Origin of the sequence: Enterocloster lavalensis (assembly GCF_046603895.1) — a bacterium.
Lineage (GTDB): Bacteria > Bacillota > Clostridia > Lachnospirales > Lachnospiraceae > Enterocloster > Enterocloster lavalensis.
In genome coordinates this window covers 765,899-791,017 of sequence record NZ_CP176637.1, presented here as the reverse complement: position 1 = coordinate 791,017, position 25,119 = coordinate 765,899, and the positions used below count along the sequence as shown (strand labels likewise).

Annotated in this window: 26 protein-coding genes; 23 read left to right on the top strand and 3 right to left on the bottom strand. The window is 54.6% G+C overall.

Translation table 11 applies throughout. From position 1 onward, the window contains the following. Position 1 precedes the first annotated feature (1 nt). From ACK2JC_RS03495 to ACK2JC_RS03435, 13 genes are all read left to right on the top strand, one after another. Positions 2-970: an initiation factor 2 gene (locus ACK2JC_RS03495; protein ID WP_320937016.1), complete on the top strand. Its 969-nt coding sequence runs from the start codon at positions 2-4 to the stop codon at positions 968-970. Further along, a complete protein-coding gene (locus ACK2JC_RS03490; protein WP_320937017.1) occupies positions 967-1,773 on the top strand; it encodes a BtpA/SgcQ family protein in 807 nt (268 codons plus the stop codon). Before ACK2JC_RS03495 ends, ACK2JC_RS03490 begins: the two co-directional genes overlap by 4 nt. Further along, positions 1,770-2,186 (top strand): hypothetical protein, encoded by a 417-nt coding sequence (locus ACK2JC_RS03485; RefSeq protein WP_320937018.1) that lies wholly within the window; start codon positions 1,770-1,772, stop codon positions 2,184-2,186. Before ACK2JC_RS03490 ends, ACK2JC_RS03485 begins: the two co-directional genes overlap by 4 nt. A gap of 161 nt (positions 2,187-2,347) precedes the next feature. Continuing rightward, the gene (locus tag ACK2JC_RS03480; RefSeq protein WP_227169872.1) at positions 2,348-3,106 is read left to right on the top strand and encodes a DeoR/GlpR family DNA-binding transcription regulator; all 759 of its coding nucleotides are present in this window, start codon (positions 2,348-2,350) and stop codon (positions 3,104-3,106) included. A gap of 12 nt (positions 3,107-3,118) precedes the next feature. Then, positions 3,119-3,934: a shikimate dehydrogenase family protein gene (locus tag ACK2JC_RS03475; RefSeq protein ID WP_276853203.1), complete on the top strand. Its 816-nt coding sequence runs from the start codon at positions 3,119-3,121 to the stop codon at positions 3,932-3,934. Beyond that, positions 3,927-5,987 (top strand): BglG family transcription antiterminator, encoded by a 2,061-nt coding sequence (locus ACK2JC_RS03470; protein ID WP_320937019.1) that lies wholly within the window; start codon positions 3,927-3,929, stop codon positions 5,985-5,987. The genes ACK2JC_RS03475 and ACK2JC_RS03470 overlap by 8 nt, the downstream gene beginning before the upstream one ends. 32 nt (positions 5,988-6,019) lie before the next feature. Next, positions 6,020-6,472, top strand: a complete 453-nt coding sequence (locus tag ACK2JC_RS03465; protein ID WP_320937020.1) for a fructose PTS transporter subunit IIA — start codon at positions 6,020-6,022, stop codon at positions 6,470-6,472. A gap of 48 nt (positions 6,473-6,520) precedes the next feature. Then, entirely contained in the window at positions 6,521-7,579 is a 1,059-nt protein-coding gene (locus ACK2JC_RS03460; protein WP_118756801.1) for a PTS fructose transporter subunit EIIC, read from the top strand. Positions 7,580-7,600: 21 nt separating this feature from the next. Further along, positions 7,601-7,927, top strand: a complete 327-nt coding sequence (locus ACK2JC_RS03455; RefSeq protein WP_092368476.1) for a PTS fructose-like transporter subunit IIB — start codon at positions 7,601-7,603, stop codon at positions 7,925-7,927. 34 nt (positions 7,928-7,961) lie between these two features. Further along, positions 7,962-10,301 carry a glycyl radical protein gene (locus ACK2JC_RS03450; RefSeq protein WP_411338509.1) on the top strand — a complete coding sequence of 780 codons (2,340 nt, stop codon included), beginning with the start codon at positions 7,962-7,964 and terminating at the stop codon, positions 10,299-10,301. A 15-nt stretch (positions 10,302-10,316) separates the two neighbouring features. Beyond that, complete coding sequence (locus ACK2JC_RS03445) at positions 10,317-11,228, top strand: glycyl-radical enzyme activating protein (protein ID WP_320937022.1); 912 nt, start codon at positions 10,317-10,319, stop codon at positions 11,226-11,228. Between the two features lie 9 nt (positions 11,229-11,237). Then, entirely contained in the window at positions 11,238-11,918 is a 681-nt protein-coding gene (locus ACK2JC_RS03440) for a fructose-6-phosphate aldolase (protein WP_118756804.1), read from the top strand. A gap of 1 nt (position 11,919) precedes the next feature. Continuing rightward, entirely contained in the window at positions 11,920-12,411 is a 492-nt protein-coding gene (locus ACK2JC_RS03435) for a heme-degrading domain-containing protein (protein ID WP_118756805.1), read from the top strand. Between the two features lie 97 nt (positions 12,412-12,508). On the opposite strand, the gene ACK2JC_RS03430 is transcribed toward ACK2JC_RS03435, so the two are convergent. After that, positions 12,509-13,423 carry a LysR substrate-binding domain-containing protein gene (locus ACK2JC_RS03430; RefSeq protein WP_368271059.1) on the bottom strand — a complete coding sequence of 305 codons (915 nt, stop codon included), beginning with the start codon at positions 13,421-13,423 and terminating at the stop codon, positions 12,509-12,511. A 146-nt stretch (positions 13,424-13,569) separates the two neighbouring features. Between ACK2JC_RS03430 and ACK2JC_RS03425 the strand changes: the two genes are divergently transcribed. From ACK2JC_RS03425 to ACK2JC_RS03400, 6 genes are all read left to right on the top strand, one after another. Beyond that, positions 13,570-14,397: a hypothetical protein gene (locus ACK2JC_RS03425; RefSeq protein ID WP_320937024.1), complete on the top strand. Its 828-nt coding sequence runs from the start codon at positions 13,570-13,572 to the stop codon at positions 14,395-14,397. Next, entirely contained in the window at positions 14,381-14,629 is a 249-nt protein-coding gene (locus ACK2JC_RS03420; RefSeq protein ID WP_320937025.1) for a hypothetical protein, read from the top strand. Before ACK2JC_RS03425 ends, ACK2JC_RS03420 begins: the two co-directional genes overlap by 17 nt. 54 nt (positions 14,630-14,683) lie before the next feature. Further along, positions 14,684-15,415 carry an SLC13 family permease gene (locus ACK2JC_RS03415; protein WP_320937026.1) on the top strand — a complete coding sequence of 244 codons (732 nt, stop codon included), beginning with the start codon at positions 14,684-14,686 and terminating at the stop codon, positions 15,413-15,415. A 3-nt stretch (positions 15,416-15,418) separates the two neighbouring features. Continuing rightward, positions 15,419-15,970 (top strand): SLC13 family permease, encoded by a 552-nt coding sequence (locus tag ACK2JC_RS03410; protein WP_368271064.1) that lies wholly within the window; start codon positions 15,419-15,421, stop codon positions 15,968-15,970. 32 nt (positions 15,971-16,002) lie between these two features. Next, a complete protein-coding gene (locus ACK2JC_RS03405) occupies positions 16,003-17,133 on the top strand; it encodes a hypothetical protein (protein ID WP_368271058.1) in 1,131 nt (376 codons plus the stop codon). 108 nt (positions 17,134-17,241) lie between these two features. Continuing rightward, entirely contained in the window at positions 17,242-18,528 is a 1,287-nt protein-coding gene (locus tag ACK2JC_RS03400) for an alkyl/aryl-sulfatase (RefSeq protein WP_320936244.1), read from the top strand. On the opposite strand, the gene ACK2JC_RS03395 is transcribed toward ACK2JC_RS03400, so the two are convergent. Beyond that, positions 18,525-20,600 carry a sigma-54 interaction domain-containing protein gene (locus tag ACK2JC_RS03395; RefSeq protein WP_320936243.1) on the bottom strand — a complete coding sequence of 692 codons (2,076 nt, stop codon included), beginning with the start codon at positions 20,598-20,600 and terminating at the stop codon, positions 18,525-18,527. The genes ACK2JC_RS03400 and ACK2JC_RS03395 overlap by 4 nt on opposite strands. A 243-nt stretch (positions 20,601-20,843) precedes the next feature. Here ACK2JC_RS03395 and speB point away from each other — a divergent pair, with 243 nt between their 5' ends. From speB to ACK2JC_RS03380, 3 genes are read left to right on the top strand one after another with little or no spacing between them, the layout of a single operon-like run. Continuing rightward, positions 20,844-21,788, top strand: coding sequence for an agmatinase (gene speB, locus ACK2JC_RS03390; protein ID WP_320937393.1), 945 nt, complete (start codon positions 20,844-20,846; stop codon positions 21,786-21,788). 44 nt (positions 21,789-21,832) lie between these two features. Further along, entirely contained in the window at positions 21,833-23,029 is a 1,197-nt protein-coding gene (locus tag ACK2JC_RS03385; RefSeq protein WP_007710666.1) for a DUF819 domain-containing protein, read from the top strand. Positions 23,030-23,054: 25 nt separating this feature from the next. Beyond that, positions 23,055-24,446 carry an amidohydrolase gene (locus ACK2JC_RS03380; RefSeq protein WP_320937392.1) on the top strand — a complete coding sequence of 464 codons (1,392 nt, stop codon included), beginning with the start codon at positions 23,055-23,057 and terminating at the stop codon, positions 24,444-24,446. A gap of 59 nt (positions 24,447-24,505) precedes the next feature. Here the strand turns inward: ACK2JC_RS03380 and ACK2JC_RS03375 are convergent, their stop codons facing one another. Next, complete coding sequence (locus ACK2JC_RS03375; RefSeq protein ID WP_320937391.1) at positions 24,506-24,661, bottom strand: hypothetical protein; 156 nt, start codon at positions 24,659-24,661, stop codon at positions 24,506-24,508. Between the two features lie 153 nt (positions 24,662-24,814). On the opposite strand from ACK2JC_RS03375, the gene ACK2JC_RS03370 reads away from it, so the two are divergent. Next, positions 24,815-25,078, top strand: coding sequence for a hypothetical protein (locus tag ACK2JC_RS03370; protein WP_320937390.1), 264 nt, complete (start codon positions 24,815-24,817; stop codon positions 25,076-25,078). Positions 25,079-25,119: the final 41 nt, after the last annotated feature.

Here is a 25,119-nt window from a genome sequence, read left to right as displayed (position 1 = left end):
GGTGCAGGCAGCAGAAAAAATCAGAGAACTGCTTCCCAAAGAAGCGGCCAGGCAGTTTGACGACATTATCCAGGGCAGGGTATTGGGAGCCGGGACGCATATCCGAATGATCGGAAATATGATGCTGGCCATCGCCGGATTGGATATTCCTTCCGGGGAGATGATTTCCAGGTGTACCGCCCTGGGGGAGTATTTTAAGGAGACGCGCGGCAAATCCAGCTATGCCATTATCAGTGCCGTGAATTTGATGACGGGCGGTTTCGCAGATTGTGAACCGGGGCCGGAGAGCGCGCAGCTGATCCGGGACTCCGTGGAGGCGTTTTTTGCGGATTCCGCCAAAGCCACGGGGAAAATCGTGGAATATTTCACCCGGCTGGTGGAAAACCGGCACATGAAGACGTTGATGGTGTTCGACTATTCCAGCACGGTGGAAAAATGCCTCTGCGCGCTGGAGCAGCCGGTGACCGTGTATGTGCCTGAGAGCCGGGTGATCGACGGAGGACGCCCCTTCGTGGGCCCCTTTGTGCGGGCCGGCCACAAGGTACGCTTCATAGCCGATGCGGCCATGCTGACGGTACTGCGGGATGTGGACGGGGTATTTATCGGCGCGGAGACGTTCTACCCGGACGGGACGGCGTTTAATACAGCCGGGTCGGATCTCCTGGCGGAGGTGTGCGGGCTTTACCATGTGCCGTACTATGTGCTGACGCCGCTGCTGAAGGTGGACATGCGCGCCGCAGCAGGAACTTTAAAACAGGTGATTTCCGCCGACCTGGCCGGCCGGCTGGGGGCTGGATGGGAACAGGATTTGAGGGAGGCGGTTGACTTTCACTCCATTGAGCTGGTGGCTGTTGGGCCCAAGCTGGTCACTGCCTTTGTGACGGAAGAAGGTATCATACCGGCCACAGCCATGTTCCATACGGCTGCGGCGTATGACAGAAGAGTCAATGAGGGGAGGAGTCGAAGGTGAGAAAAGAATATCCGCTGTCCCTGGTGATGATCCAACCGGACGCGATGCCGGGCAGCTACCTGGGAGGCGGTAAAACGCTGAACCAGATTCTGGAGACGGTGCTGGCCGAGGCGCAGATGATTGCAGATATGGGGTTTGACGGATTCATCCTTCAGAATATGCATGACGGCCCGATTGGACAGACCGCGAGGCCGGAGACCATTGCGTTTATGACGCGGCTGGGGGTGGAGCTGAGAAGACATTTCCCGGAGCTGGTGCTGGGCGTGCTTGTGAACTGGGACGGGCTGGCATCGCTTGCGGTGGCCGAGGCGGTGGAGGCGGACTTCGTGCGGGTGGAACATCTGTATACGGGTGTGAGCGTGGGCAACACCGGATTCATGTTCGGACAGTGCGAGGCGATCTGCAACATGAGAAAACGCCTGGGAAGCGGGATTCCCGTATTTGCTGACGTTCAGGAGGTCAACAGCACCTATCTTGCGCCTAAGCCCAAGGCTCAGGCAGCGGTGGATGTGGTGCGGGGCGCTTTTGCGGATGGAGTATTTGTCAGTGGGAGCAATACGGCGGAAAGCCTGCAATACGTCAAGGAGATCAAGGCGCTGCTTCCCGGCGTGCCGGTATTTTTGGGCGGCGGGGCCACGGGGGAGAATATCCGGGAGCTGATGACCTATTACGACGGAGTCAGCGTGGCTACCTGGATCAAGAACGGAAATATGAGAAATCCCATCGATAAGGACCGCGCCCAGCTGTTTCTGTCGGAAATCCTGGCGGCGAAGGCGGCGAGGGAGAAGGGGGAAGGACATTGAGCGCAGGAACGGGAGTGATTCTGATCGGGCACGGAAGGTATGCCGAGGGGATGTTCAGCCCTTTAAACATGCTGGCCGGGATTCCTGAGAATTTTGCCGGGGTGGAATACCCCGTGGGGATGTCGGAGGAGGCGCTGGAGGAGGCGGTTCTGAGCGAGATCGGGCGTATGCAGAACTGTCCATCCATTCTGCTGTTGACGGATGTGGAGGGTGGAACACCATTTAAGATATCCGTGAAAATCGCGTTTGAAAATGAACGTGTTACCGCAGCCACTGGTACCAACCTGGCGGTTTTGCTCCAGCTGGCGGTGATGGCGTCCGGGGAAGCAGATTTGGCCCGGGAGCTGCCCGGCGTGATAGACGCTGCGCGCAACGGGATGAAAGTGATTGATGTAAACAAATTGAGATCGTGAGACGAATGCGGGGAATCCTGAAATCAGGGTTCCCCTTTTGCAGTATCATACCGAAAAAGAAGGATAACAAACAAGTGAAAACAATTCTAAACGATTGACAATGATAAATAATAATAGTAAAGTAAAGTTACAGAACAGGATTGACAACAGGAGGTGAGAGGATGTTTGCACAGGAGCGTAGGGACGTGATTCTTCAGGTGCTGCACCAGGATGGAACGGTGCTGGTGAAGGACTTGAGCGAGCGGTTCGCCGTGACGGAAGACTGTATCCGCAAGGACCTGGCGTTTCTGGAGAATCAGGGATTTTTGAAGAGAACCTACGGCGGGGCCATGGAGCTTCGCAGCAATCCGCATAAATTTCATGTCAGCGACCGGAAGTCGGAGGATATTGAGGGGAAGCAGATGATCGCCAAAAAGGCGTTCGCCCATCTGTCCAGAGGGGATACGATCTATCTGGATATTTCCACCTCCAACCTGGAGCTGATGAAGGAGATTGTGCGAAACAGTCTGGAGGTCAAGGTGGTGACCAATATGGTGGACTTGATTCCGCTGGCCGCATCGGGCGGAATCCAGCTGTTTTGCACCGGCGGGGAGCTCAACAGAACCGGCGACGGTTTCTGGGGCTCGGGCGCGATCCGGTTCATTGAAAGCTTCCGCTTTGACAAGGGCTTCTTCGGGACCGTCGGCATGGATATGGATACCGGCGGGGCGTTCACCTACGATCTGGAGGACGGCAGCGTGAAGAGCGCCGCGATCCGGTCGTGCAGAAGGGCGTTTCTGGTGGCGGAGCAGGAGAAGTTTCACAAGGACGGCAATTTTGAATTTGCCAGGCTGACCCAGTTTGAAGCGGTGATTCTGGACCGGGAACCGGATCGGGAGATCGGGGAGAAGGCCCGAAAAGCGGGCGTATTGCTGGAATAAGGAGGGAAAGATATGCCGGGATCAAGACCCATACTCTGCGGTTCCATCGCGGGGAAGATCGGGGGACTGGGCGTTGTGATGCACAACAGAGCCTACCAGAAGGCGGGGCTCGAGGCAGTCTATGTATCCTTTGAGCCCACAGGGGCAAAGGAAGCGGTGGAGGCCATGAGAAATCTGGGAATCCGCGGAATGGGCGTCACAATGCCTTACAAGACGGAGGTCATGGAGTATCTGGACGAGATTGACGAGACGGCGGCCGCCATAGGGGCGGTGAACACCATTGTCAACGACCAGGGAAAGCTGACCGGGTACAACACGGACTACCGTGGGGCCATCGACGGGCTTCTGGAGGAGACGGAGCTGCGGGACAAGAAGGTGGCGCTGTTTGGCTCCGGGGGAGTGGGAAGGGCCATTCTCTACGGACTCTTAAAGGAAGGGGCCAGGGTGACCGTGTACAATGTGATTCCCGAGCAGGCTGAGGCTTTGTGCCGGGAGATGGGCGCGCAGTTCGGCGGCCTGCCTGAGGCGTTTGACAAAAATGCCGGGTGGGATGTGCTGATCAACGCCACGCCGGTGGGGAATCAGTCCAGCGAGACGCTGTTGAGGGCGGAGGAATTTCCGCCGGGAATCGTGGTGCTGGACGTGGTGTTCAACCCCATACACACCACCTTTGCGGCGGAGGCTTTAAAGGCCGGCTGCCGGGTGGTAAGGGGAACGAAAATGCTGATACTTCAGGCCATTGCCCAGGATGAGCTGTATCTGGGAATCCGGCCGGACTACGAGGTGATGGAACAGGCGCTGATCGAGAAGTTCGGAGGCATTGGCTGACAGAACGGTGGGGGATCATATGCTGTCGGAAAAGGCTGCAAGGATACTGTTATTATTGATCCGGCATGGAAACAGAACCATGACGGCCGGGAAAATCGCCGGTGCGCTGGGGATTTCGGAGCGCAGTGTCAATACATATTTGAAAGAGGTCTACGACTTCTGCCGGGAAGAGAACATCCGCGTGAGCAACAAGACCGGCGTGGGAATCTCAGTCAGCTGTCCCGGAAGGGAGGAGGAGCTTACGAGGCTTCTCTCGGGACAGATCGGCCGGGCGGATTCCTCGGATTCCCGGGTCCGCTATATGGTGCGGGTTCTCCTAAACAACTGGAACAGCTACACCACGGCGCTCTTCGCAGAGGACTTAAAGGTGTCGAAGAACACGGTCTCCCAGGATTTAAAGCGGGCGGAGGAGCAGCTGAACCGGATGGGTCTGGAGGTGGTGAAGAAGACGGGAGCCGGTATCTATGTCCGGGGACCGGAGCCCAAGCTCAGACGGGCCATGGTCAGGGTCAACCGCATGGCCGGCCCGGATGAAAAAGGGGCTGGGAAGCAGACGGAACGGGATACCGGGGACTGCCGGATGAAGACAGAGACCCTGGTCAGACTGGAGACCTGCTACCGCGGCTGCCGTGTGAAGACCTGCGTGGAGCTGATTCGGAAAATGGAGGACAGCTGGGGGAGAAAGCTGTCTGACAGGGCCCTGGAAGCGCTGACGGAATATCTGATCGTCACCTGCCTCAGGGCAAAGAACGGCCATGTGATCCAGAAGGACTTCAGGGCCGGCGAGCGGGAAATCTGCGAGGGAGCCGCGAAGCAGGCCGCATTTCTGGCAAAGGCACTGGAGCTGCCGAAGGAGGAGCGGGCTTACGTGCAGCTGCTTTTAGACTGCATGGAGTATCAGGGACAGGTGGAGACCGGGGCGGGGGAGCCGCCGGAGGTCTGGGGAGACAAAGCCAGGGCAGGGGAAAACGCCGCCGGGTCCGGGGGAGCCGGAATCGCCGGCAAGCCCGCGAAAACCGAGGCCGAACTCCTGACCGACGACCTGATCCGCTACGTCTCCGGCGTTATCGGCCTGGACTTCGCGGGCGACACGCTGTTGCGGCAGACCTTAAACTGGTATCACCGGTCCGCCGCGCTGCGGTGCCGGTACGGCATCGAGCTGGAGAATCCGTTTTTGGAGGATGTGAAAAAGACCTACCCCGCGGTATTCTCGGCCTGCTTTGCGGCGGGCAGCGTGATCTACCCTAAGGTGACGGGCGAGGAGCTCTCGGAAAACGAGGTGTCCTACCTTTCCCTCCTGATCGGAGGCGCCATTGTCCGGTCGGAGAAAAAGATCAGCGCCGTGGTGATCTGCAACGGAGGCGTGGGAACCTCCCAGATTCTGGCAAGGAAGCTGGGAGACCGGCTGCCCCAGCTGATGATTCTGGGAATCTTCGGCTCGGAGCAGGTCAGGGAGGCCGCAAGGCTGCGCCCCCAGCTGGTGATCACCACGGTGAGCGGGATTCAGACCTCATGCCCGTCGGTGCTTATCTCGCCGGTGCTGGGAGAGCGGGATTTAAAGCTTTTAAACCGGGCCTGCGCCGAGGTGTACACCAAGGCCGAGAGCTGCAGGAACGGCCTGGCCGGTCTCCTGGACGAGGACCTGATCGTTCTGGATTACCAGGGGAGAGACAAGGATCAGGTGCTGCGCTTCATGGCGGAGGGGCTGGAGCGGAAAGGGTATGTGACGGAACAGTTTCTGGAGGACGTCATGGCCAGAGAGAGCCGGGGGAGCACGGCTCTGGGATTTGGCGTGGCGATTCCCCACGGCGTGTCCGGGTACGTCAACCGGCCTGCGGTCAGCGTGGTGCGCCTGGAGGAGAGTATGGACTGGGCGGGGGAGCCGGTCAGTCTGATCTTCATGCTGGCGCTGAACTTTAAAGATATCGAGAGTACCAGGGCATTTTTCAACGGCTTTTATCACCTGACCTGCGAAGTGAAGATTGTGGAGCTTTTGCGGGGCGTGACAAGCCCGGGGGAACTGATCCGGGTGATATCGGAGCACTGCGTTTAATTTAAAAACAATTTCAAAGAGGGGAGATTTATATGGAACAGGTCATTACAACAGATTTGATCTGCCTGGATGTGGAGGCAGAGTCCAAGGAGGACGTCATCCGCCTGCTGGCGGAGAAGCTTGACAAGGCCGGAAGGCTGAACGACAAGGACGAGTACATCGCGGAGGTTTTCAAACGGGAGGAAACTTACGCCACGGGAGTGGGATTCTCCGTGGCCACACCCCATGCCAAGACGGACGCGGTGAAGACGGCCAGCGTGGCCTTCGCCCGCCTGAAAAAGGCGATCCACTGGGACGACGAGGACGACGTCACCATGATTTTCCAGCTGGCTGTGCCCTGCACGGGGGCGGGAGACCTTCACCTTCAGATTTTGGCGGCCCTTTCGCGGAAGCTGATCTACGACGAGTTCAGGGATGAGATCGCGGCCGCAGCCAGCGCGGAGGAGATTCTGGCATTGATCGGGGACCAGATCGGGGTTCAGTAGCCTGTATCATTACAATAGATGAAAAATAATTAGGAGGGTTTAGGGAATATGAATGATTTATTAGGGATTTTAAAGGATGCAAGGAAACATTTGATGAAGGGCGTGTCGCACATGATCCCCTTCGTGGTTGCAGGCGGCGTGCTGTTTGCCGCTGCGGTCATCATCAACGGGGAGGGCGCGGTTCCCGATACCGGATTCGCGGCTGACCTGTGGGCGCTGGGCGCCGCCGCCATGGGCTTCATGGTACCGATTTTGGCCGGATTTATCGCATTTTCCATCGCCGACCGTCCCGGTCTGGCCCCCGGCATGGCCGCTGGTTTCATCGCCAACAGCATCGGAGCTGGATTTTTGGGCGGCATCGCAGGAGGCTTTATCGCCGGTGTGACATGCTTCTATCTGAAGAAAATCAAACTGCCGAAATCGCTTAGTTCGCTGAAGTCCATTATCATTATCCCGGTTGTGGGCGTGACGGTATCCGCCGGCATCATGTACTGGGTAATCGGAGCCCCCATCGCGGGCCTGATGGAAGCGCTGACCGCATGGCTGACCGGAATGTCCCAGGGCAACAAGATTCTTCTGGGCGTGATCTGCGGCCTGATGACGGCCTTCGACATGGGCGGCCCGGTAAACAAGGTTTCTTATGCATTCTGTGTTGGAACGGTCAGCGCGGGAATCTACACCTACGCAGGACCCTCCGCAGCCGCCGTCTGTATCCCTCCGCTGGGCATGGCGCTGGCTACATTTTTAGCACCCAAGAAGTACACCTCTGAGGAGAAGGAAGCCGGAAAGGCCGCGCTGGCCATGGGCTGCGTGGGAATCACGGAGGGTGCCATCCCCTTTGCGGCCAACGACCCACTGCGCGTTATCCCCTGTCTGATGATCGGCGACGCCGTGGGCAGCGCCCTGGCTTTTACCCTCAACACCACCTGTACCGTTGCGTGGGGCGGATTCATCGTACTTCCGGCCATCAGCAACCGGATCGGCTGGATCATCTCCGTGCTGGTGGGAGCCGCGGTGACGGCGATCCTGGTGAACCTGGTGAAAAAACCGGCTGCTGAAAAGACGGTGGAAGATTCCGGGGACGATATCGATATCAGCTTTGAGTAGAATGAAAGGAGAACATAGATTATGAAATTACTGGCAATTACATCCTGTCCATCGGGCGTTGCCCATACCTATATGGCGGCCGAGGCACTGCAGAAGGCGGCCGAGAAGCGCGGAATCCAGATGAAGGTGGAGACTCAGGGCTCCATCGGAGTGGAAAATGAGATTACGGCCGAGGACGTGGCCGCGGCCGAAGCCATTATCCTGACAAAGGATATGTCGATTCTGGGCGAGGACCGCTTTAAGGATATTCCTATCGTGAGAGTGTGGATCGGGGACGCTATCAAGAAGGCGGACGCCATTATCGGAAAGATTGAAAAACTGTTGAACGAGAAGAATCAGAATGCTTGACCGCGGGAGGTGTGCGCCGGTGGAGGAATTAAAGATGACCGCCCGGATCGGGCGGCTGAAGGAGCGGATGCTGTCCGAACCGCGGTACGCGTCCATTGAACAGGCAAAGATTATCACAAAGACCTACCAGGCCAATGAGGAGAAGCCCAGGATCATCCAGAGGGCGCTGGCGCTGAAAGCCGCGCTGGAGCAGATGGAGATTCGGGTGGAGCCGGAGGAGCTGATCGTGGGCAACCGGACGGCGGGAGTCCGCTACGGGATGGTATTTCCCGAGAGCGGAAGTTCCTGGGTGGACAGGGAGTTTGAAACGCTCCCCACCCGCCCCCAGGACCGATTCCAGGTGCGGGAGGAGGATATCCGCTGCTTCCGGGAGGAGATAAAGCCCTACTGGGAGGGGAAATCCCTGGAGGACGTGCTGCGGGCGCGCTACGGCGAAGAGCTGGATCAGATCGCCAAAGTGGTGAAGATCAACCAGAAGGACCACGCCCAGGGCCACATCTGCCCGGACTGCGCCCGATGGCTGAAAATGGGCCCGGCGGCGCTGCGGGAGGAGGCCCATGAGCGCCTTGAGAACGCGGACGGCCAGGAGGCGGATTTCTACAGGAGCGTGGCGCTGGTGATGGAGGGCGCTGCCACGTTCATGGGCCGCTACCACGATCTGATGGAGGAGCTGGCCGGTCAGGAACAGGACCTGAAACTTCAGGAGAGCATGAGAACCGTGGCGGAAAACTGCCTGAACCTGTCTAAGCGCCCCGCAGAGACCTTCCACGAGGCCGTACAGTCCATCTGGTTTCTGTTCGTGATCCTGCACATGGAGTCCAACGCCTCGTCCTTTTCACCGGGCCGGATGGACAGTTACCTGGAGCCGTATTATAATAGAGATATTGAGGCCGGGACGCTGGATCAGGAAAAAGCGCTTGAGATCATCGAGTGCCTGTGGCTGAAATTCAACCAGATCGTCTACCTGAGAAATGCCAACAGCGCCAAATTCTTCGCGGGTTTTCCCATCGGCTTCAACATCGTCACCGGCGGCCAGGATGAGAAGGGAAATGATTTTGTCAACGACCTGTCCTTCCTGTTTTTGAAAGCCCAGGAGCATCTGGGCCTGCCCCAGCCCAATCTCTCCGTCCGTCTCCACCCGGGGACCGGGGAGGAGTTTTTGAAGGCGGCCATCCGGGTGGTGGCAAAGGGCAGCGGGATGCCCCAGTTCTTCAACGACAATGCGGTGATACCGGCTCTGGAGGAGCTGGGAATCGACGAAAAGGACGCCCGGGACTACGCCGTGGTGGGCTGCGTGGAGCTGACCACCCAGGGGAACAACCTGGGGTGGAGCGACGCCGCCATGTTCAATCTGAACAAGGCCCTGGAGCTGACCCTCACCGGCGGGAAATGCCTTCTGACCGGCGCTAAACTGGGCCCGGACTACGGCGACCTGACCACCTATGACACCTACGAGGAGCTGGAGGCCGTGCTGAAGCGGTATCTGGACGAGTACATGGACCGGATGGTGAAAGCCTGCGAGGTGGTGGAAAAGGCCCACATGGAGCTTCTTCCCTCGCCCTTCCTCTCCGCGGTGATCGACGACTGTATGGAGAAGGGAATGGACGTGACCGCGGGCGGAGCCCGGTACAACCTGTCCGGCATCCAGATGATCCAGGTGGCGAACCTGGCGGACAGCCTGGCGGCCCTAAAAAAGCTGGTATTTGACGAGAAGCGCATTGGCAGGGAGGAGCTGCTGCGGGCCCTGGAGCACAATTTCGAGGGAGATGAGGTCCTGCGCGCCACCCTGCTCAACAAAGCGCCCAAATACGGCAACGACGTGGAGTGGGTGGACCGGCTGGGCGCCAAGTGGGCGGAATATTTCAAGGAAAGGCTGTCCCATTATACCAATTACAGGGGCGGCCGCTACCACACCGGCATGTACACGGTTTCGGCCCATGTGCCCATGGGGGAGAACGTGGGAGCCGGGCCGGACGGGAGACTGGCCGGGACGCCGCTAGCCGACGGCGGGATGTCGCCGGTGTACGGCAGAGATATTTCCGGCCCCACGGCCGTGCTGAACTCGGTGGCCCGGCTGGACCGGAACCTGACCAGCAACGGCGGTCTTCTGAACATGAAATTTCTGCCGGAGTTTTTCAGGACGGAGACGGGAATCGACAAGTTCGCCGCATTTCTCAGAACCTTCGTGGACCTGGAAATCCCCCACATTCAGTTCAACGTGGTGCGCCGGGAGGACCTGATCGCCGCCAGGGAGAACCCTGAGCAGTACCGGGGCCTGACCATCCGCGTGGCCGGATACACCGCCTACTTTACGGAGCTGGCGGATGAGCTGCAGCAGGAAATCATAGCCAGAACCAGCTATACGGATATCTGATAGGGAGGCCGGCCAATGACGGGAACCATCTTTGATGTCAGACGATTTTCCACCCACGACGGGGGCGGGATCAGAACCACCATGTTCATGAAGGGCTGCCCCCTGTCCTGCGTCTGGTGCCACAACCCGGAGGGAATCTCCGTGAAGCCCCGGCCCCTGCATTTTCCGACCAAATGCATGGGCTGCGGCATCTGCTGCCGCCTGGCAGAGCAGGGCGGAATGACCTGGGAGGCGGACGGCGTGCGGATTCACCCGGATCGTCAGGAGGACTGGCCTACCCTGGTGGACGCCTGTCCGGCCGGGGCCCTGTCCTGGGATTCCAGGACGGTGACCGTCGGCCAGGCCGTGGAGGAGCTCTTGAAGGACCGGGCATTTTTCAAATACGGGGGCGGGATCACCTTATCGGGCGGGGAGCCGCTTCTCCAGCCGGAATTCGCGGCCGCGGTACTGAAGCGGATGCAGGAGGAAGGCGTGCACACGGCCATGGAGACCTCCCTTTACGCCGGTTCGGAGGCGCTGCGTATGGTGCTGCCGTACCTGGATCTGATCTACGCGGACGTGAAGATTTGCGACAGGGAACGCCACAGACGGTACGTGGGGGCCTCCAATGAGCAGATTCTGGACAATCTGGAGCTGCTGCTCACATCCGAAAAGCGGGACCGGGCCGTCATCAGGACGCCCCTGATCCCCGAATACACGGCGTACCAGGAAAATATCGCCGGAATCGCCAGGCTATTGTCGGGCATCTACCCGGACGTCACCTGGGAGCTGCTCAATTACAATCCGCTGGCGGAAGCCAAATATCATCTGGTGGACCGGGAGTTCTGTTTCAAAGAGAACCCCGGGCGCTACACGGCGGAGGAAATGGAAGCATTTGCCCGGACAGCGCGGGAAAATGGAGTCAGAAATGTGATTGTGGAAGGATAGGTACAGAATATGAAATTTATAATCGATGACGCGGATATTGCAAAAATCAAGGATATTTACAACACCTTTGCCGTGGACGGGGTGACGACCAACCCGTCCATCCTGGCTAAAAGCGGCCGTCAGCCCTACGAGGTGCTCACGGAAATCCGGGAATTCATCGGGCCGGATGCGGAGTTGCACGTGCAGGTGATCGCGCCGGACGCCGAGGGTATGGTGCGGGACGGACACCGGATCGTGGAGGTGCTTGGGAAAAACACCTACGTCAAGGTGCCCACCACCAAAGAGGGCCTGAGAGCCATGAAAATGCTTCACGGGGAGGGAATCCGGGTCACGGCCACGGCCATCTACACCCGGATGCAGGCGTTTCTCGCGGCCAAGGCGGGAGCGGACTACGCTGCGCCCTACGTGAACCGCATCGACAATCTGGGCGGCGACGGCGTGAAAACGGCCCAGGACATTCACGACATCTTCAGGAAGAACGGCCTGAACTGCCAGGTGCTGGCGGCCAGCTTCAAGAACTCCCAGCAGGTGCAGGAGCTGTGTGAGTACGGCATCGGAGCCGCCACCATTTCCCCGGACGTCATTGAGGCGTTGATCAAAAATGATTCCGTAACCATGGCGGTGGAGGCCTTTGTGAAGGACTTCGAGGGCCTGTGCGGCAAAGGGGTTACCATGGAGACCAGCAAGTGATATGGAAGAACTGCAAAAAGAGATAGAGAGAATCAGGCGGGAGCAGGAGGAGCTGGTGTTCGCCGCCTTTGACGAAGAGACGGCCTGGGAGACGGGAAAACGCCTTCGGCAGACCGCCCTGGAGAAGGGGTACGCGGTTGCCATTTCCGTGACGCTGAACCGCAGGCGGCTCTTTGCCTGCGCCATGGCGGGGACTACCCCCATCAACGACGAGTGGATCAGGCGGAAAGAAAATACGGTATACAAGTTTTTCAAGAGCTCCTATGAAATGTCCCTGTATATGAAGCTGAAGGGGGATTCCATCGGGCCGCGGTACGGCCTGGAGGACGGGCTATACGCGGCCGCCGGAGGTGCGGTTCCGGTGTGCGTGAAGGGCGCCGGAATTGTGGGCACGGTGACGGTATCCGGCCTGGCCGAGCATGAGGACCACGCGCTGGTGGTGTCGGTTCTGCGGGAGATGATCGCGGAGGAGACGGCCGGGGGGCGCGAGTGATAGAAATGGAAATGAAAACGGGAACGGTTGCGCGGAGATATCCGCGGGGCTGTTTCCGTTTTTTGCTTTTCATTGGGAGGGGGTATTTGCATATGGACTACTGCTCAAAATGGCCTTGGATTTTATCCACAAAAGCTTTCAGCGCAAATGGCATAATATCGTAATAGGGATAATAGGCCCCGATATCCCAGTAGGCGCAGTATTCCGGCGCCAGGGAGTATACCTGAATGTCATATTGTTCTCTGACGGTTTCTACATAGCCTTCCGGCAAAATTGTTATCCCGATACCGGCTGCGGCCTGGGCGATCGCTGTAGGAAAACCGTAGGTGGTAAGACGTATCTGGGGGCGGATACCTGCCTGGGCGAAAATTCGATCCGTGATCTGCCGGATTCGCTGATTTGGGCGAAACATGATAAATGGCTGTTCGTCCAGAGCTGTCAAATCGATCCAGGGGCAATCCTTTGTTTTATTCATTTGATACCCTGTGTGGGCAACCACACACATTTTGTCCCGATATAAAGGGACATAAGTCAGGCGTTTCTGGTTTTGGGCGTTTTCATGAGGAAAGCGGGACACAAAAGCGATATCAATCTGTCCGCTGTGAAGCTGCTCCAAAAGCAAACTGGTTCGATTCTCGATACAATCAATCTGAATGCCTGGGTAAAGCCGGGTATATTCGCTGACTAACGGGGACACAAACGTGGTGGATAGATACCAGCTGGCGCCTATGCGGAGTTTACCACATGCCAGCTTTTTTAACTGTCCAATCTCATATTGAAAATTTTCATATAGCTGTAGTATCTGTCTGGATAACTGCAGGTACGTCTCTCCGGCTTCCGTCAGCTGGACGCCGTTATTGGTTCGGATCAAAAGTTTACAGTCCAGCTCATGCTCGGTGCGTTTTAGCTGTTGTGTGAGAGACGGTTGGGACACATGCAGCTTCTGTGCAGCTTTTGTGATGTTATTTTCTTCTGCGATTGCCAGAAAATATTCGTATTCCCGTAAAGCCATTATGATTTTCTCCTATTATCGTTTCGATATCGTTCCATCTGGAAATAACTTTTTCCTATTATTATAATTATATAATAATATTTTACAATGGCATTGTCAAACCTTACAATAAAATTAGAATTATAAATGAAAGGATGGTGAAAATTATGAAGCCGAGCCAAATGCCTGGTTATATTTACCAGAAAGCTTTTGGCACAAGAAGTTTTTTCTATGTGGGCGGGACAAGAAAAGGCGAATTAGGAAAGCAATATATGGATGGTCAGATGTTTGTGGAGGTATATCTTCCCGAAAAAATACGCCAACCATATCCGATTATCTTTTTTCATGGGGCAGGGCAGACCAATATTAATTGGCTCATTACCCCAGATGGAAGAAAAGGGTGGGCAGATTACTTTGTGGAACAGGGATATACGGTTTACTTAGCAGAACAGCCGTCCAGAGGGCGTTCCGCTTATCATTACACCCCGGATAATCCCCTGATTTATCATGACCTCGACGACCTTAGGGAGCGTTTTACCTCAGATCAGGGTTCGTGGCTTCAGGCAGCGAAACATGATCAATGGCCTGGATATGGGGAGGAGGATGAAAAGGCGATTTTTGAACAGTTTGCCAGAAGCCAGGTAGAATATCTTCCAGACAATAAGCGATCCCAGGAGCTGGTATTGGCGTGTATGGAGGAATTGCTGTCTATTACGGGTTCTGCGATACTCCTTACACATTCCCAGGCAGGACCTTTTGGGTGGAATACGCTTGACCGTTATCCCGAACTGGTAAAAGGGATTGTGGCACTGGAGCCATCGGGTCCGCCATTTTCTAACAACCTGTCAAAACCGGTCGCTTTAAATTACGGGATTTCCGAATTACCGCTGCATTTTTTACCTGAGATCGAAAAGCCGGAGGATTTCAAGCTGGAATTGCTTCCTGCGCCGGAAAAAAGGGCTGTCGGATGGCTGGATTATGAGGGAAATCCATAAACTGCCTCATTTTAAAGGGAAGCCAATTCTCCTTTTGGTTTCGGAAGCCTCCTACCATGCACAGTTTGATCATTTAACCTCTGCATTTTTGACCCAGGCAGGCGTTTCCCACGACTTTGTGCGTCTGGAACAAAAGGGAATCTATGGGAATGGGCATATGATGATGCTGGAGAAAAATAACAGGGAGATTGCCGGCTTGATCCATAACTGGCTGGAAACCAGGGTGGATTAATAAACAGACAGAAACGGAAATGTAGTTTATATTAAATAACAGGAGGTCAATTCAATGAACACACAAATGATAATCTGTATTCTTTTGTTTATAGCTATGCTGATCAGCTTTCTGATCGCGAAGCTGCCACTGGGGGTCACCGCAGGCACTGTCGCCGCATTACTTGTTTTGACAAATTGTACCGAGCCGGACACGATCCTAAAGGGGATTGGAAGCGCCAATGCTGTCACCATCGCTTGTATGATTATACTGGCAGTTGGTCTGGGGCGGACATCCTTTCCGGCAAAACTTACGTCAGGAATCCGCAAAATTACGGGCGGTAATTATAAGCTGGCCTACTTAGGAGTTTTACTAATTGCCCTTGCGCTCACCAGTATGCTCACCAGCCCGATGGCTGCATACGCAATCGCATTTCCGATTATGGATTCCGTCTGTGATGAGTTTGGGGTAAGCCGTTCCAAGGCCCAATTCCCGCTGCTTGTAGTCTGCCTTGCATGCTGCGCGATCCTTCCTCTGGGCGGAAGCATTAGTCAGGCGGCTGTATACGATGGATATATGCAGACTTATGGTTTTACACAAGGTTTTACAGCCCTGGATTTTTTTCAGGGAAGATGGCCGTTTATTTTTATTGTTTTGGTTTGGGCGTATTTTATCGCTCCCAAGATAACACTGGAGAAACCTGTGGCCCCCATTGCCGCATTGGAAGCGAAGAAAACAGCCTCAAAGCCTCTCGGCAGCTTTGCTGATATAACAGGTGTCTGTATTTTTACTCTTGTAATCCTGTGATTCATATTCAACAAACAGATGGGGATGCCTACATGGTACATTGCATTTTTTGGCGTGATGGCGATGATTATTTGTGGCACTCTGACCAAAAATGAGGCGATTAAAGCGATACCTGTTGATATTTGCATGCTTTTCATCGGTGCAAACACGATGGCTACTGCATTGGTTGCGACCGGTACGGCGGAATATATTGGCTCTATCATCTCACAGGCAGTAGGAAATGCAACCAATACGATTGTACTGCATGCGGTATTTTTTGTCGTTCCGTTCCTGATTACACAGTTTATGCAGAATCAGAGCGTTATGAACGTGTTTGCGCCGATTGCTTTGATTACCTGTTCTGCTATTGGCGCTGATCCGAGAGGATGTCTTGTATTGATCTCCGCAGGTTCGCTTACAGCTTATATGACTCCTTCCGCAACGGCCGCAGTTCCGATGTGCATGAGTGCGGGCGGTTACGATGTAAAAGCATTGTTTAAGATGGGGTGGCTATTTGCGGTGATTCTCTGCGTTGGATATGTTGGGTTTGTAAGTCTTGCTATGCCGGCATTCTAAAAACACATGGCTGTTTATGAGGAAGGGTTATTATGTTAAATGCGTATATCATTAAAAATGGAATTCTGGTTTCCATTATGGATGGAAGTGAAGAGAAGGCGGATATATTAGTAGAAGATGGAATAATCACAAAAATTGCAGAGCATATTGAAGAGCCTTCCGCAGAAATGATCGATGCCAGTGGGATGTATGTATCAGTTGGCTGGTTGGACGCACACTGCCATTTTGCAAGAATAGGTGACAAAGTTAGCATTGATGTGGAACGGGATCTGCTTTGCCAGGGGATTACCTACGCTGTGGATATGGGAACGCTTGGACCGGATGATTATGCTGCATATCGGGAAAAGCTTTTATATAAGACGAATCTGCCCTTCAAATCCTTCCTCTATATCGGAAGCAGGGGGGCTGGCGGACCGAGAATGGATTTTGAGGGACCTCAGGATATTGTACCGGAGAACGTAAAGCGGGTTGCCGGGCAGTACCGCAATGAACTCATAGGCTTGAAGGCCAGAATTGATGACAAATTCTGCTTTGATCCAAACTATGTTATGAACGAGCTCCGTATCTTGGGAGATGAGCTTGATATGCCGATTGCTGTTCATGCTCCCAGAAGCCGTATTGGTATTGACACCCTTTTGGCGTATCTGAAAGCGGGCGACGTGCTGTGTCACGCTCTTGCAGGCAATAGTGAAGTGATGGAAGTCTTAAATGAGGACGGAAGCATCAGACAGTCGGTGCTGGAGGCGCGTGAGCGTGGAGTTATTTTAGATTTATCCCACGGCACCAACGCCTATCGTTATGAGACTGCCGAGACTGCCTGGAAAGCAGGTTTTTTCGTCGATACGATTTCAAGTGATCTTCATGGTGGCAATATCAATGGTCCTGTATTTAATTTGGGGGTTGTTCTTACCAAGATCCGTGGATTGACAAACAAACCATGGCATTGGATTCTGAAAAAGGCGGTGGTAGAACCGGTAAAGCTTCTTCATATTTCAGATAAAGCGCTGGAACTTAAAGAGGGCATGGCTGCTGATATTACGATATATAAGATCGAGCAGGGGGAATTTTCTTACCTGGATTCAAAGATGGAAGAGCGCACGTTTAAGGAGAAAATCAGCGCCTGCTATACCTGCATGGGCGCTCATGTATATTTATGCAGATAACCTGCCGGCCAGATTGCGATTTCTGTGTATATTCCGGATCTCTGCTTTACAATCCCTGGAATATTGGCTAATATAAAGCTAATAAGCATGAAACAGAGGGAAATCAAAATGTTGAAACAAAACGGAGAACAGGATTTAAGGAATTATACAGAAAATACCTTCCAGGAATCAGTGAAGGAGATCGTTCCGGGCGTCTGGATTGCTTTAAGCATCGGCCACAGCAACGCAATCTTTATCGAAGGAAATACCTCCGTCATCCTGGTTGACACCCTGGACACCGGCAAGCGGGGAGAGCGCCTCCGGGAGATCATCCAGGCTGCAACCGGGAAAGAGGTGGGGACCATGATCTACACCCACAGCCACGTGGACCACAGGGGCGGCGCCGGTGCCTTCGATCTCTCGAATCCGGAGGCCATCGCTTTTTCGCCCTGCGTCCCGGTGCTGGAACACAGCGGCATGGTGCAGGATATCCTGAACAAACGGGGCGCGCGCCAGTTCGGCTTTAGCTTAAGCGACGAGGAGAACATTTCCCAGGGAATCGGAATCCGCACCGGCGCGGCGTACGGGGAGGCCAGGGCCTTCCGCAGGCCGACCGTCGTCTACGACCAGGATCAGGTGATCCGGGAAATCGACGGCGTCACCGTGGAGATGGCGCGGATTCAAGGGGAGACCGACGACCAGATTTTGGTCTGGCTTCCCGAGAAAAAGGTGCTCTGCTGCGGCGACAATTACTATGGCTGCTGGCCCAATCTCTACGCCATCCGGGGCGGCCAGTACCGGGATATCGCCGCCTGGGTCAGAAGCCTTGACAAGATCCGCTCCTATGAGGCCGAATACCTGCTGCCCGGGCATACGAAGCCCGTCTGCGGCCGGGAACAGGTGGCGGAGGTGCTGGCCAATTTCCGCAACGCCATCGCCTATGTGCTGGAAGAGACCCTCCGCGGCATGAACGAGGGCAAGGACATGGATACGCTGGCCGCGGAGATCGCCCTGCCGGAGAAATATGCAGACCTGCCCTACCTCGGGGAGTATTACGGTACGGTAGAGTGGACGGTCCGGGCGATCTTCACGGCCTACGCGGGCTGGTTCGACGGCAACCCCACCCATCTGCACCCCCTGGCCCCCGGGAAACGGGGCGAAAAGGCCGTCGCCCTGATGGGCGGCCCGCAGGCGGTCCTGCGCGCGGTTCAAGCCGCGGTGGAGGAGAAGGAATACCAGTGGGCGCTGGAGCTTTGCGACCTGTTGTTAAATGCCGGGGAAATGATTCAGGAGGCCCGCAGGTGGAAGGCGGCGGCGATGAGGAAGCTTGCTAAGATGGAGACCAGCGCGAATGGGAGGCATTATTATCTGGTGAGCGCGTATGAGTTGGAGGAGGGGGAAAACGGCGGGAATTAAAATTTCAGCCCGTATTTCTGTAATTTCCGCACAGCCGTAGCCTGGCTGATCCCCAACAGTCTCCCGAGGCTGTAAGTGGAATCGCACCGCTTGACGGAACTCCTGAGCAGCTTTTCCTCAAACAGATCCAGTATGGCGGGCAGCTCCCGCTGTCCGATCAGGGAGATGTAATCGTCGGCAGGATCCGTCTCAGTGGCTGCAAATTCCGGCAAAAGAGACAGATCCTTTTCTGTAATTAGGTCCTCGTCGGAAAGTATGCAGAGCTGCTCCAACATATTTTTCAGCTCCCGCAGATTTCCGCCCCATCGATACCGCTTCAGGTGTTCAATCGTCTCCGGGCTGATGCGCTTCTGGGTTCCCGCCGCTTTATTGATGCTGCTCAAAAAACTTTGTATCAGAAACGGAATATCTTCCCGGCGTTCCCTGAGAGGGGGAATCACCACCGACATCACATTTAGTCTGTAGTATAAATCTTCCCGAAACCGTCCTTCCCGGACCAGCTCGGGAAGATTTTTGCTTGTGGCGGCAATGAGCCGGAAATCGCTGTTGACGGACCGGCTGCTGCCCATGGGCGTATAGCATTTGTCGTCGATTGCGTGCAAAAGCTTCCCCTGGAGGTCATAGGGAAACTCGTCAATTTTGTCCAAAAACAGAGTGCTTTTGTCCGCAAGCGCCAACAAGCCGGGTCTTCCCACGTTACGTCCGGCAATGGCAGCCGTCGTTTCACTGCCGAACAGTTCCGATTCTATGAGTTCGCCGGAAAGAGCCCCGCAGTCCAGCCGGACCAGATTGTGGCCGCGCCGGCTGCTGATTTCGTGGATCAGAGTGGCGATCACGTCCTTGCCCACGCCGGTCTCTCCTGAGATCAGAACGTGGGCGTCTGTCTGGGAGATACGGGTCACCTGTTTGATCACCTTGCGCATGGTCCCGGATTCGGCCACAATCTTATTGGACGTCAGGGTCAGATCCATGAGTTTGTCCGTAATATTGGAGCAGTTCTGGCGGCTCAAATTGTCTGCCGAGACTCTGACGTCGATCATATCGGAAATTTCTCTGGAGTTGATCACAACTCTGCGCACATCCCCGTTTTTGTCCAATATAGGGCTTGCGATGACCAGAATTTTCTGCCCGATTTTAGTCGTCTGAACTTCCTGGAGCCGGCGCTTCGTTTTGATGACTTTTTCACTGAGATCAGAGGAAATGAACCCGCCCGCCTTCATCTGCGCGCTTGTTTTTCCCAGCATCTCTTCCCGTTTCAGACCGTAAATCCGCTCACATGCCTTATTTACAAACACACACATACAGGTGTTGTCCGTGACGTATATCTCGTCGTAAGAGTGGTTGGCGATCTCTAACAGCTCCTTGTACTTCGCCTTTACCTCGGCTAAAGATTTTTTGCTGGCATGCAGTTCCGACAGATTGAACAGAAACAGGGCGATTTTGACTGGTTCGCCCTCCTCGTAATAGGGATAAGATTGAATTTCCAGGCTGATGTCACTGTATACGGCCTGATAGGTCTGCTTGAGATTGGAGTAATTGAATCGGGGGAGGATATCGTCGATCCGCCCAATGCTGGACAGGCCGGTTTTGTAGAGCAGACGGTTGGCGGCCGTATTCATGCTCAGAACATTTCCGTGAATATCCGAGAAAATGAAACCGAAATTGAGATCGGCCAGGAAGGATTTGCTGATCTTTTTCCGGTAGGTATCGTCGGATTCAATCTGATCCAGCAGGAGGGCTGTTTGATTGGCGATCCCGACACAGCGGCCTTCCTCATCAGTTACTACAATGGTTTTGCCCGCGACCAGTTCCGGGTTGATGAAGCGGCAGTTCTGTGAGACCGTTACATAGCTGCTGTCGCAGATGGACTCTAATACATGATCGAATTGCAGGCCGAAGGCAATTTCCTTATAGAGCTTGCCGGTGTGAATGATTCCGCAGGGTTTTCTCCTGGCGTCACACAAAATGATGTGATCCTTTTCGATCTCATTTTGCAGCAGATAGTGGAGCAAATCCCGGATACTCTGGTTAAAGTAAAAAATTGGAACACTATCAACGTATTTTGCGTCCATAATTCCCCCCTTGTTTGTTTCCTGCGTTACTTTATTGATCCTTGTCATCTGCCGCCAGGCTGATGACCAGTGATGCGTTTCCTTGATTATATCATAAAACGTGAACGGGCAATTCAACATTATAATTCAAAATTGAATTATTTTTGCCGTTGACCGGCCCCGGACATGCATATAAGATGAAGGACAAAGCTGAAGGGCCCTGAAGCGGAACGATTCAACCAAGTTTCTTATGGAGGTTATGATATGGATGGAAAGCGATTAAATCTGCCGATGACAGGCATATGCTCGTTTATGAAAAAGGAAATCTGCACGGACTTGGACCAGTTAGAGGCCGATGTGGCGGTTCTGGGCGTGCCTTATGACATGGGAATTCAATACCGTTCCGGCACCAATCAGGGGCCGGAATGCATCCGGGCCGGCTCCAAACTGACGGCGTTTACCAATGACGACGGGGTCTATGATCCGGATCGAGATGAGATGTTTCTGGACAGCCGCTGGCGCATCGTGGACTGCGGCGACGCCGATATCGTCCACGGCGACCTGGAGCAGAGCTTTCGGAACATCGAGGAATCGGTGCGCAAGATTGTTGCAAAAGGCGCTATGCCCGTGGTGATGGGGGGAGACCATTCCATTACAATACCGGTCGTCAGGGCGTTGGACAGCCTGGGACCGGTCTGTGTGGTCCAGATCGACGCTCATCTGGACTGGTGCGATGAGCGGGCTGGACAGAGATTGGGGCAGGGAAGTCCTATGCGCAGGCTTTCCGAGATGAACCATGTGAGCGGCATGGCCCAGGTGGGAATCAGGGGCCTTGGCAGCAGTATGAAGTCTGACTTTGAGGCAGCCCGGGCCTATGGAAGCGTGATCATTTCTGCCAGAGATGTGAAAAAGAAGGGAATTGATTACGCGCTCAGTCAGATTCCACCGGCCGGGCGTTACTATATCACATACGATATCGACGGAACGGACCCGGCTCTGGTCACGGGAACGGGAACACCCTCTGCCGGCGGGCTTGACTACTATGAAATCAATGATCTTCTCTATGGAATCACAAAGAAAGGGGAGGTTGTGGGATTTGACCTGGTGGAGGTTGCTCCCCAGTATGATCCATCCGGGTATACGGGGATCTTCGCGGCCAGAATAATGATTGAATTTATGGGTTATATTTTAAAATCAAAAGAGAGATAGAGAACCGGCAGACCTTGAACCGTTACGAAAGCGGAGGAATACATATGGATGGAGTGTTAATCAATGATACCCTGTTAATCTTTGCAATCATCATTGGAGTCACGGCCTTTGGGATGTATGCCGAGAAAAAATGGCGCTGGGCCGGTATTTTATCTGGTATGGGCGTCAGCATATTCACGGCCGTTGCGCTTGTCACCTGTCATGTGCTGCCAACTGCATCTGGCGCATATGACGTTGTCTACGATTATATAATGCCTCTTGCAATCCCCATGGTGCTGCTGGAGGCGAACATCAAACGAATCATAAAAGAGAGCGGTCATTCGTTTATTCTGATGAACGTGGCCTGTGCGGGCGCTGTGATCGGCGGTATTGCGGTAGGATTTCTGTTTCGGAATAACGCCTACTTCGCAAAAGATATCGCCGGGTATGTGGCCATGGAGGTGGGAGTGTGTACCGGAGGTACGGTCAACCAGGCGGCAATGGCGAAAACCTTTAACGTAAGCCACGACGTGGTGGGAGCGGCCGCGGTGGGAAGCAATCTGGTGGCGGTGTCCTTCCTGGTTATCATCGGGATGATCCCCAACTTGAAATTTTTCAAAAAGAATTTCAGACACCCTTATATGGACGAGCTGGAAGCCCAGGAAGTATGCCCTGCCCAGCAGGTGGAGACAGCGGCGGCTGGGGAGGCGCTTGGATATACGGTGCTTGGATTTGCGAAGCTGATGGCCTTCTCCTTCGGCGTGTTGGGAGTGTCCACGCTGATCTGTAATTTCATGGGCTCGCTGGGATTACCCACCGTTTTTGACATGCTGTTCAGCAATATTTATCTGGTCACGTCCGTCCTAACCCTGGTGATCGTCACCACATTTCCGCGGTTCGCAGAATCCATGCGGTTTGGGCAGGAGATCGGCTCCTTCATGCTGTTGTTGTTTATGACGGTGATGGGCACGGGAGCCAGCATTATCGAAATCATTCAGATCGCCCCGATGATTGTTGTAGCTGAAATCATCATCATTTTCTTTATCATGACGATCACGTTGGGCATTGCCAAAATCTTTAAAATGAATCTGGAAGAAGCCCTGATCTCAATCAACTCCAGTTACGGCGGTCCGGCCACAGCCTGCGCCTATGTGGGGAGTAAAAAGTGGCAGAGGCTGATGATACCGGCTGTGCTGATTGGCGTGTACGGGTATATCATCGGTAATGCCCTGGGAATACTGGCTGGAAACATTTTCCTGTGATCAGGGATGTGTGGAGGAGGTTGTGATGGACGCAGAATTTATCTGTTCAGAAATTGAACGAAATAGGGAAGAAATAATCAAACTGAGTCTCGCTTTGTGGGAGAACCCGGAAGGGCCCTATGAGGAGTTCAAGGCCAGCGCCTGGACCGCAGATCTTTTGGAGAAACATGGGTTTGAGGTGGAGCGGGAGGCCGGAGGGATTAAGACCGCTGTCAAAGCTTGCTTTGGAACGGGACGCCCGGTCATCGGTTTTCTGGGCGAATATGACGCGCTCCCGGGACTGAGCCAGACAAGGAGCAGCGCGCCCGAGCCGGTTCCCGGACAGAAATACGGCCACGGCTGCGGTCACAACCTGATCTGCGGCGCAAATGTGGGCGCTGTCATTGCCCTGAAAGCGCAGATGGAGCGGGATCACATACCAGGAACAATCGTATTCTACGGCTGTCCGGCGGAAGAGGTTCTCACAGGAAAGCCCTTTATGGCGCGTGCAGGTCTGTTTGACGGGTTGGATGCGGCCCTGGCGTTCCATCCTATGGAGAGCAATATGACGACCTGTGGAAACATGACCGCCGCGGATATGGCAAAGTTCCATTTTAAGGGAATTTCCGCCCATGCCTCCGCGGATCCCTACAATGGCCGCTCGGCGTTGGACGCGGTTGAACTGATGGACATCGGAGCCAATTATCTCAGGGAACATATCAAACCTGACGCCAGAATCCACTATGCGATCACAGAAGGTGGGACAGTTCCCAATATTGTTCCGGACCGGGCGTGCGTTTGGTATTTTGTGAGAGCGGCGAAGCGGGAGGACGTGGAGGCGGTGTATGAGCGGCTGGTGGACGTGGCGAGAGGGGCGGCCCTTATGACCGGCACTAAACTGGAGGTAGAGTATTTGGGCGGGTGTTACGATACATTAAACAACAGCGTGCTGGAGGAGGTGGTTCACCGGGCCATGCTGGAGATCCAGCAGGAACCCTGGACCGGGGAGGAGATCGCGTACGCGTCTGAACTGAACCGCTTCAACGAAGCGAACCGGGCGGCGGTGCTGGGCCGGTACGATCTGCCGGATAACATGGAGATCCATGAGGGAGTCCTTCCCATGCTCACATATGGCGATTGTAGTTCCTCGGACATCGGAGATGTGGCGCATATCGTCCCCACCGCCTTTTTTACTACGGCGTGCAGCAATATTGGTGCGCCGGGGCACAGCTGGCAGGTCACCGCCTGCTCCGCCAACAGCATTGGCTGGAAGGGGATGCTGTATGGGGCAAAAATACTGGCAAAATCTGCCCTTGAACTGCTTACAGTACCGGAACTTATGGAAAAGGCGAGGCAGGAATTTAGGAAGGCAACAAAGGGAAAGCCTTATCGGTGTCCGTTGCCGGAAGGGATGAGGGCGCCGGGGAACTGTGATTGAGCCAAAAGTATGTGATAGCAATATAAGTTTCTAAAAGACCGCGCGGCAAGGTGATTCACCTATGCCGTGCGGTTTTCTTTGTTCTCTACTGGTTCAAATAATCGTTCACCACCCTCATACCCGGACAGCAGGAAGAAATACGCTCCGGGGGTGCCGGTTGCATTCATGTAGTAACTGAAAACGTCACTGCCCAGATCATACGCACCGATCTCCACGGGGGCCCCGCCCAGCTGTCCCCGCCTTTTTCGAGGACGCCTACCAGTATATGGAGCGGGGAAATTTACGACCTGGCATTTATCACATTACAGGATTACACCCAGCCTCTTCCCGCCAGAACCCAGATTCGCCCGGCCTACGCAGAAGCCTTTGTGGTGGCCACTTACCGGGAGCTGCCAAATGAAAACGGGTTCATTACCACGGGCTGCATGAAAGAAGAGAAGGAAATTTACGTGGCATGGAACAAGGAATTCAAAGCCTGGCATGCAGACCATTTTGACGAACAAATCTCGCTCTATGTGTTTTTGGAGCACTCTGGGAATAAAAAGCTTACCGCCATTCGACGCTTTTTGGATCTGCTGGACAGGCGGCTTGGATCTATGCCGGAGGATAAGGTTCAATCGTTTTTGGGATAGAGGCGTGAGATAGCGTTGTGGTACCCTCCGAATTTTTATGG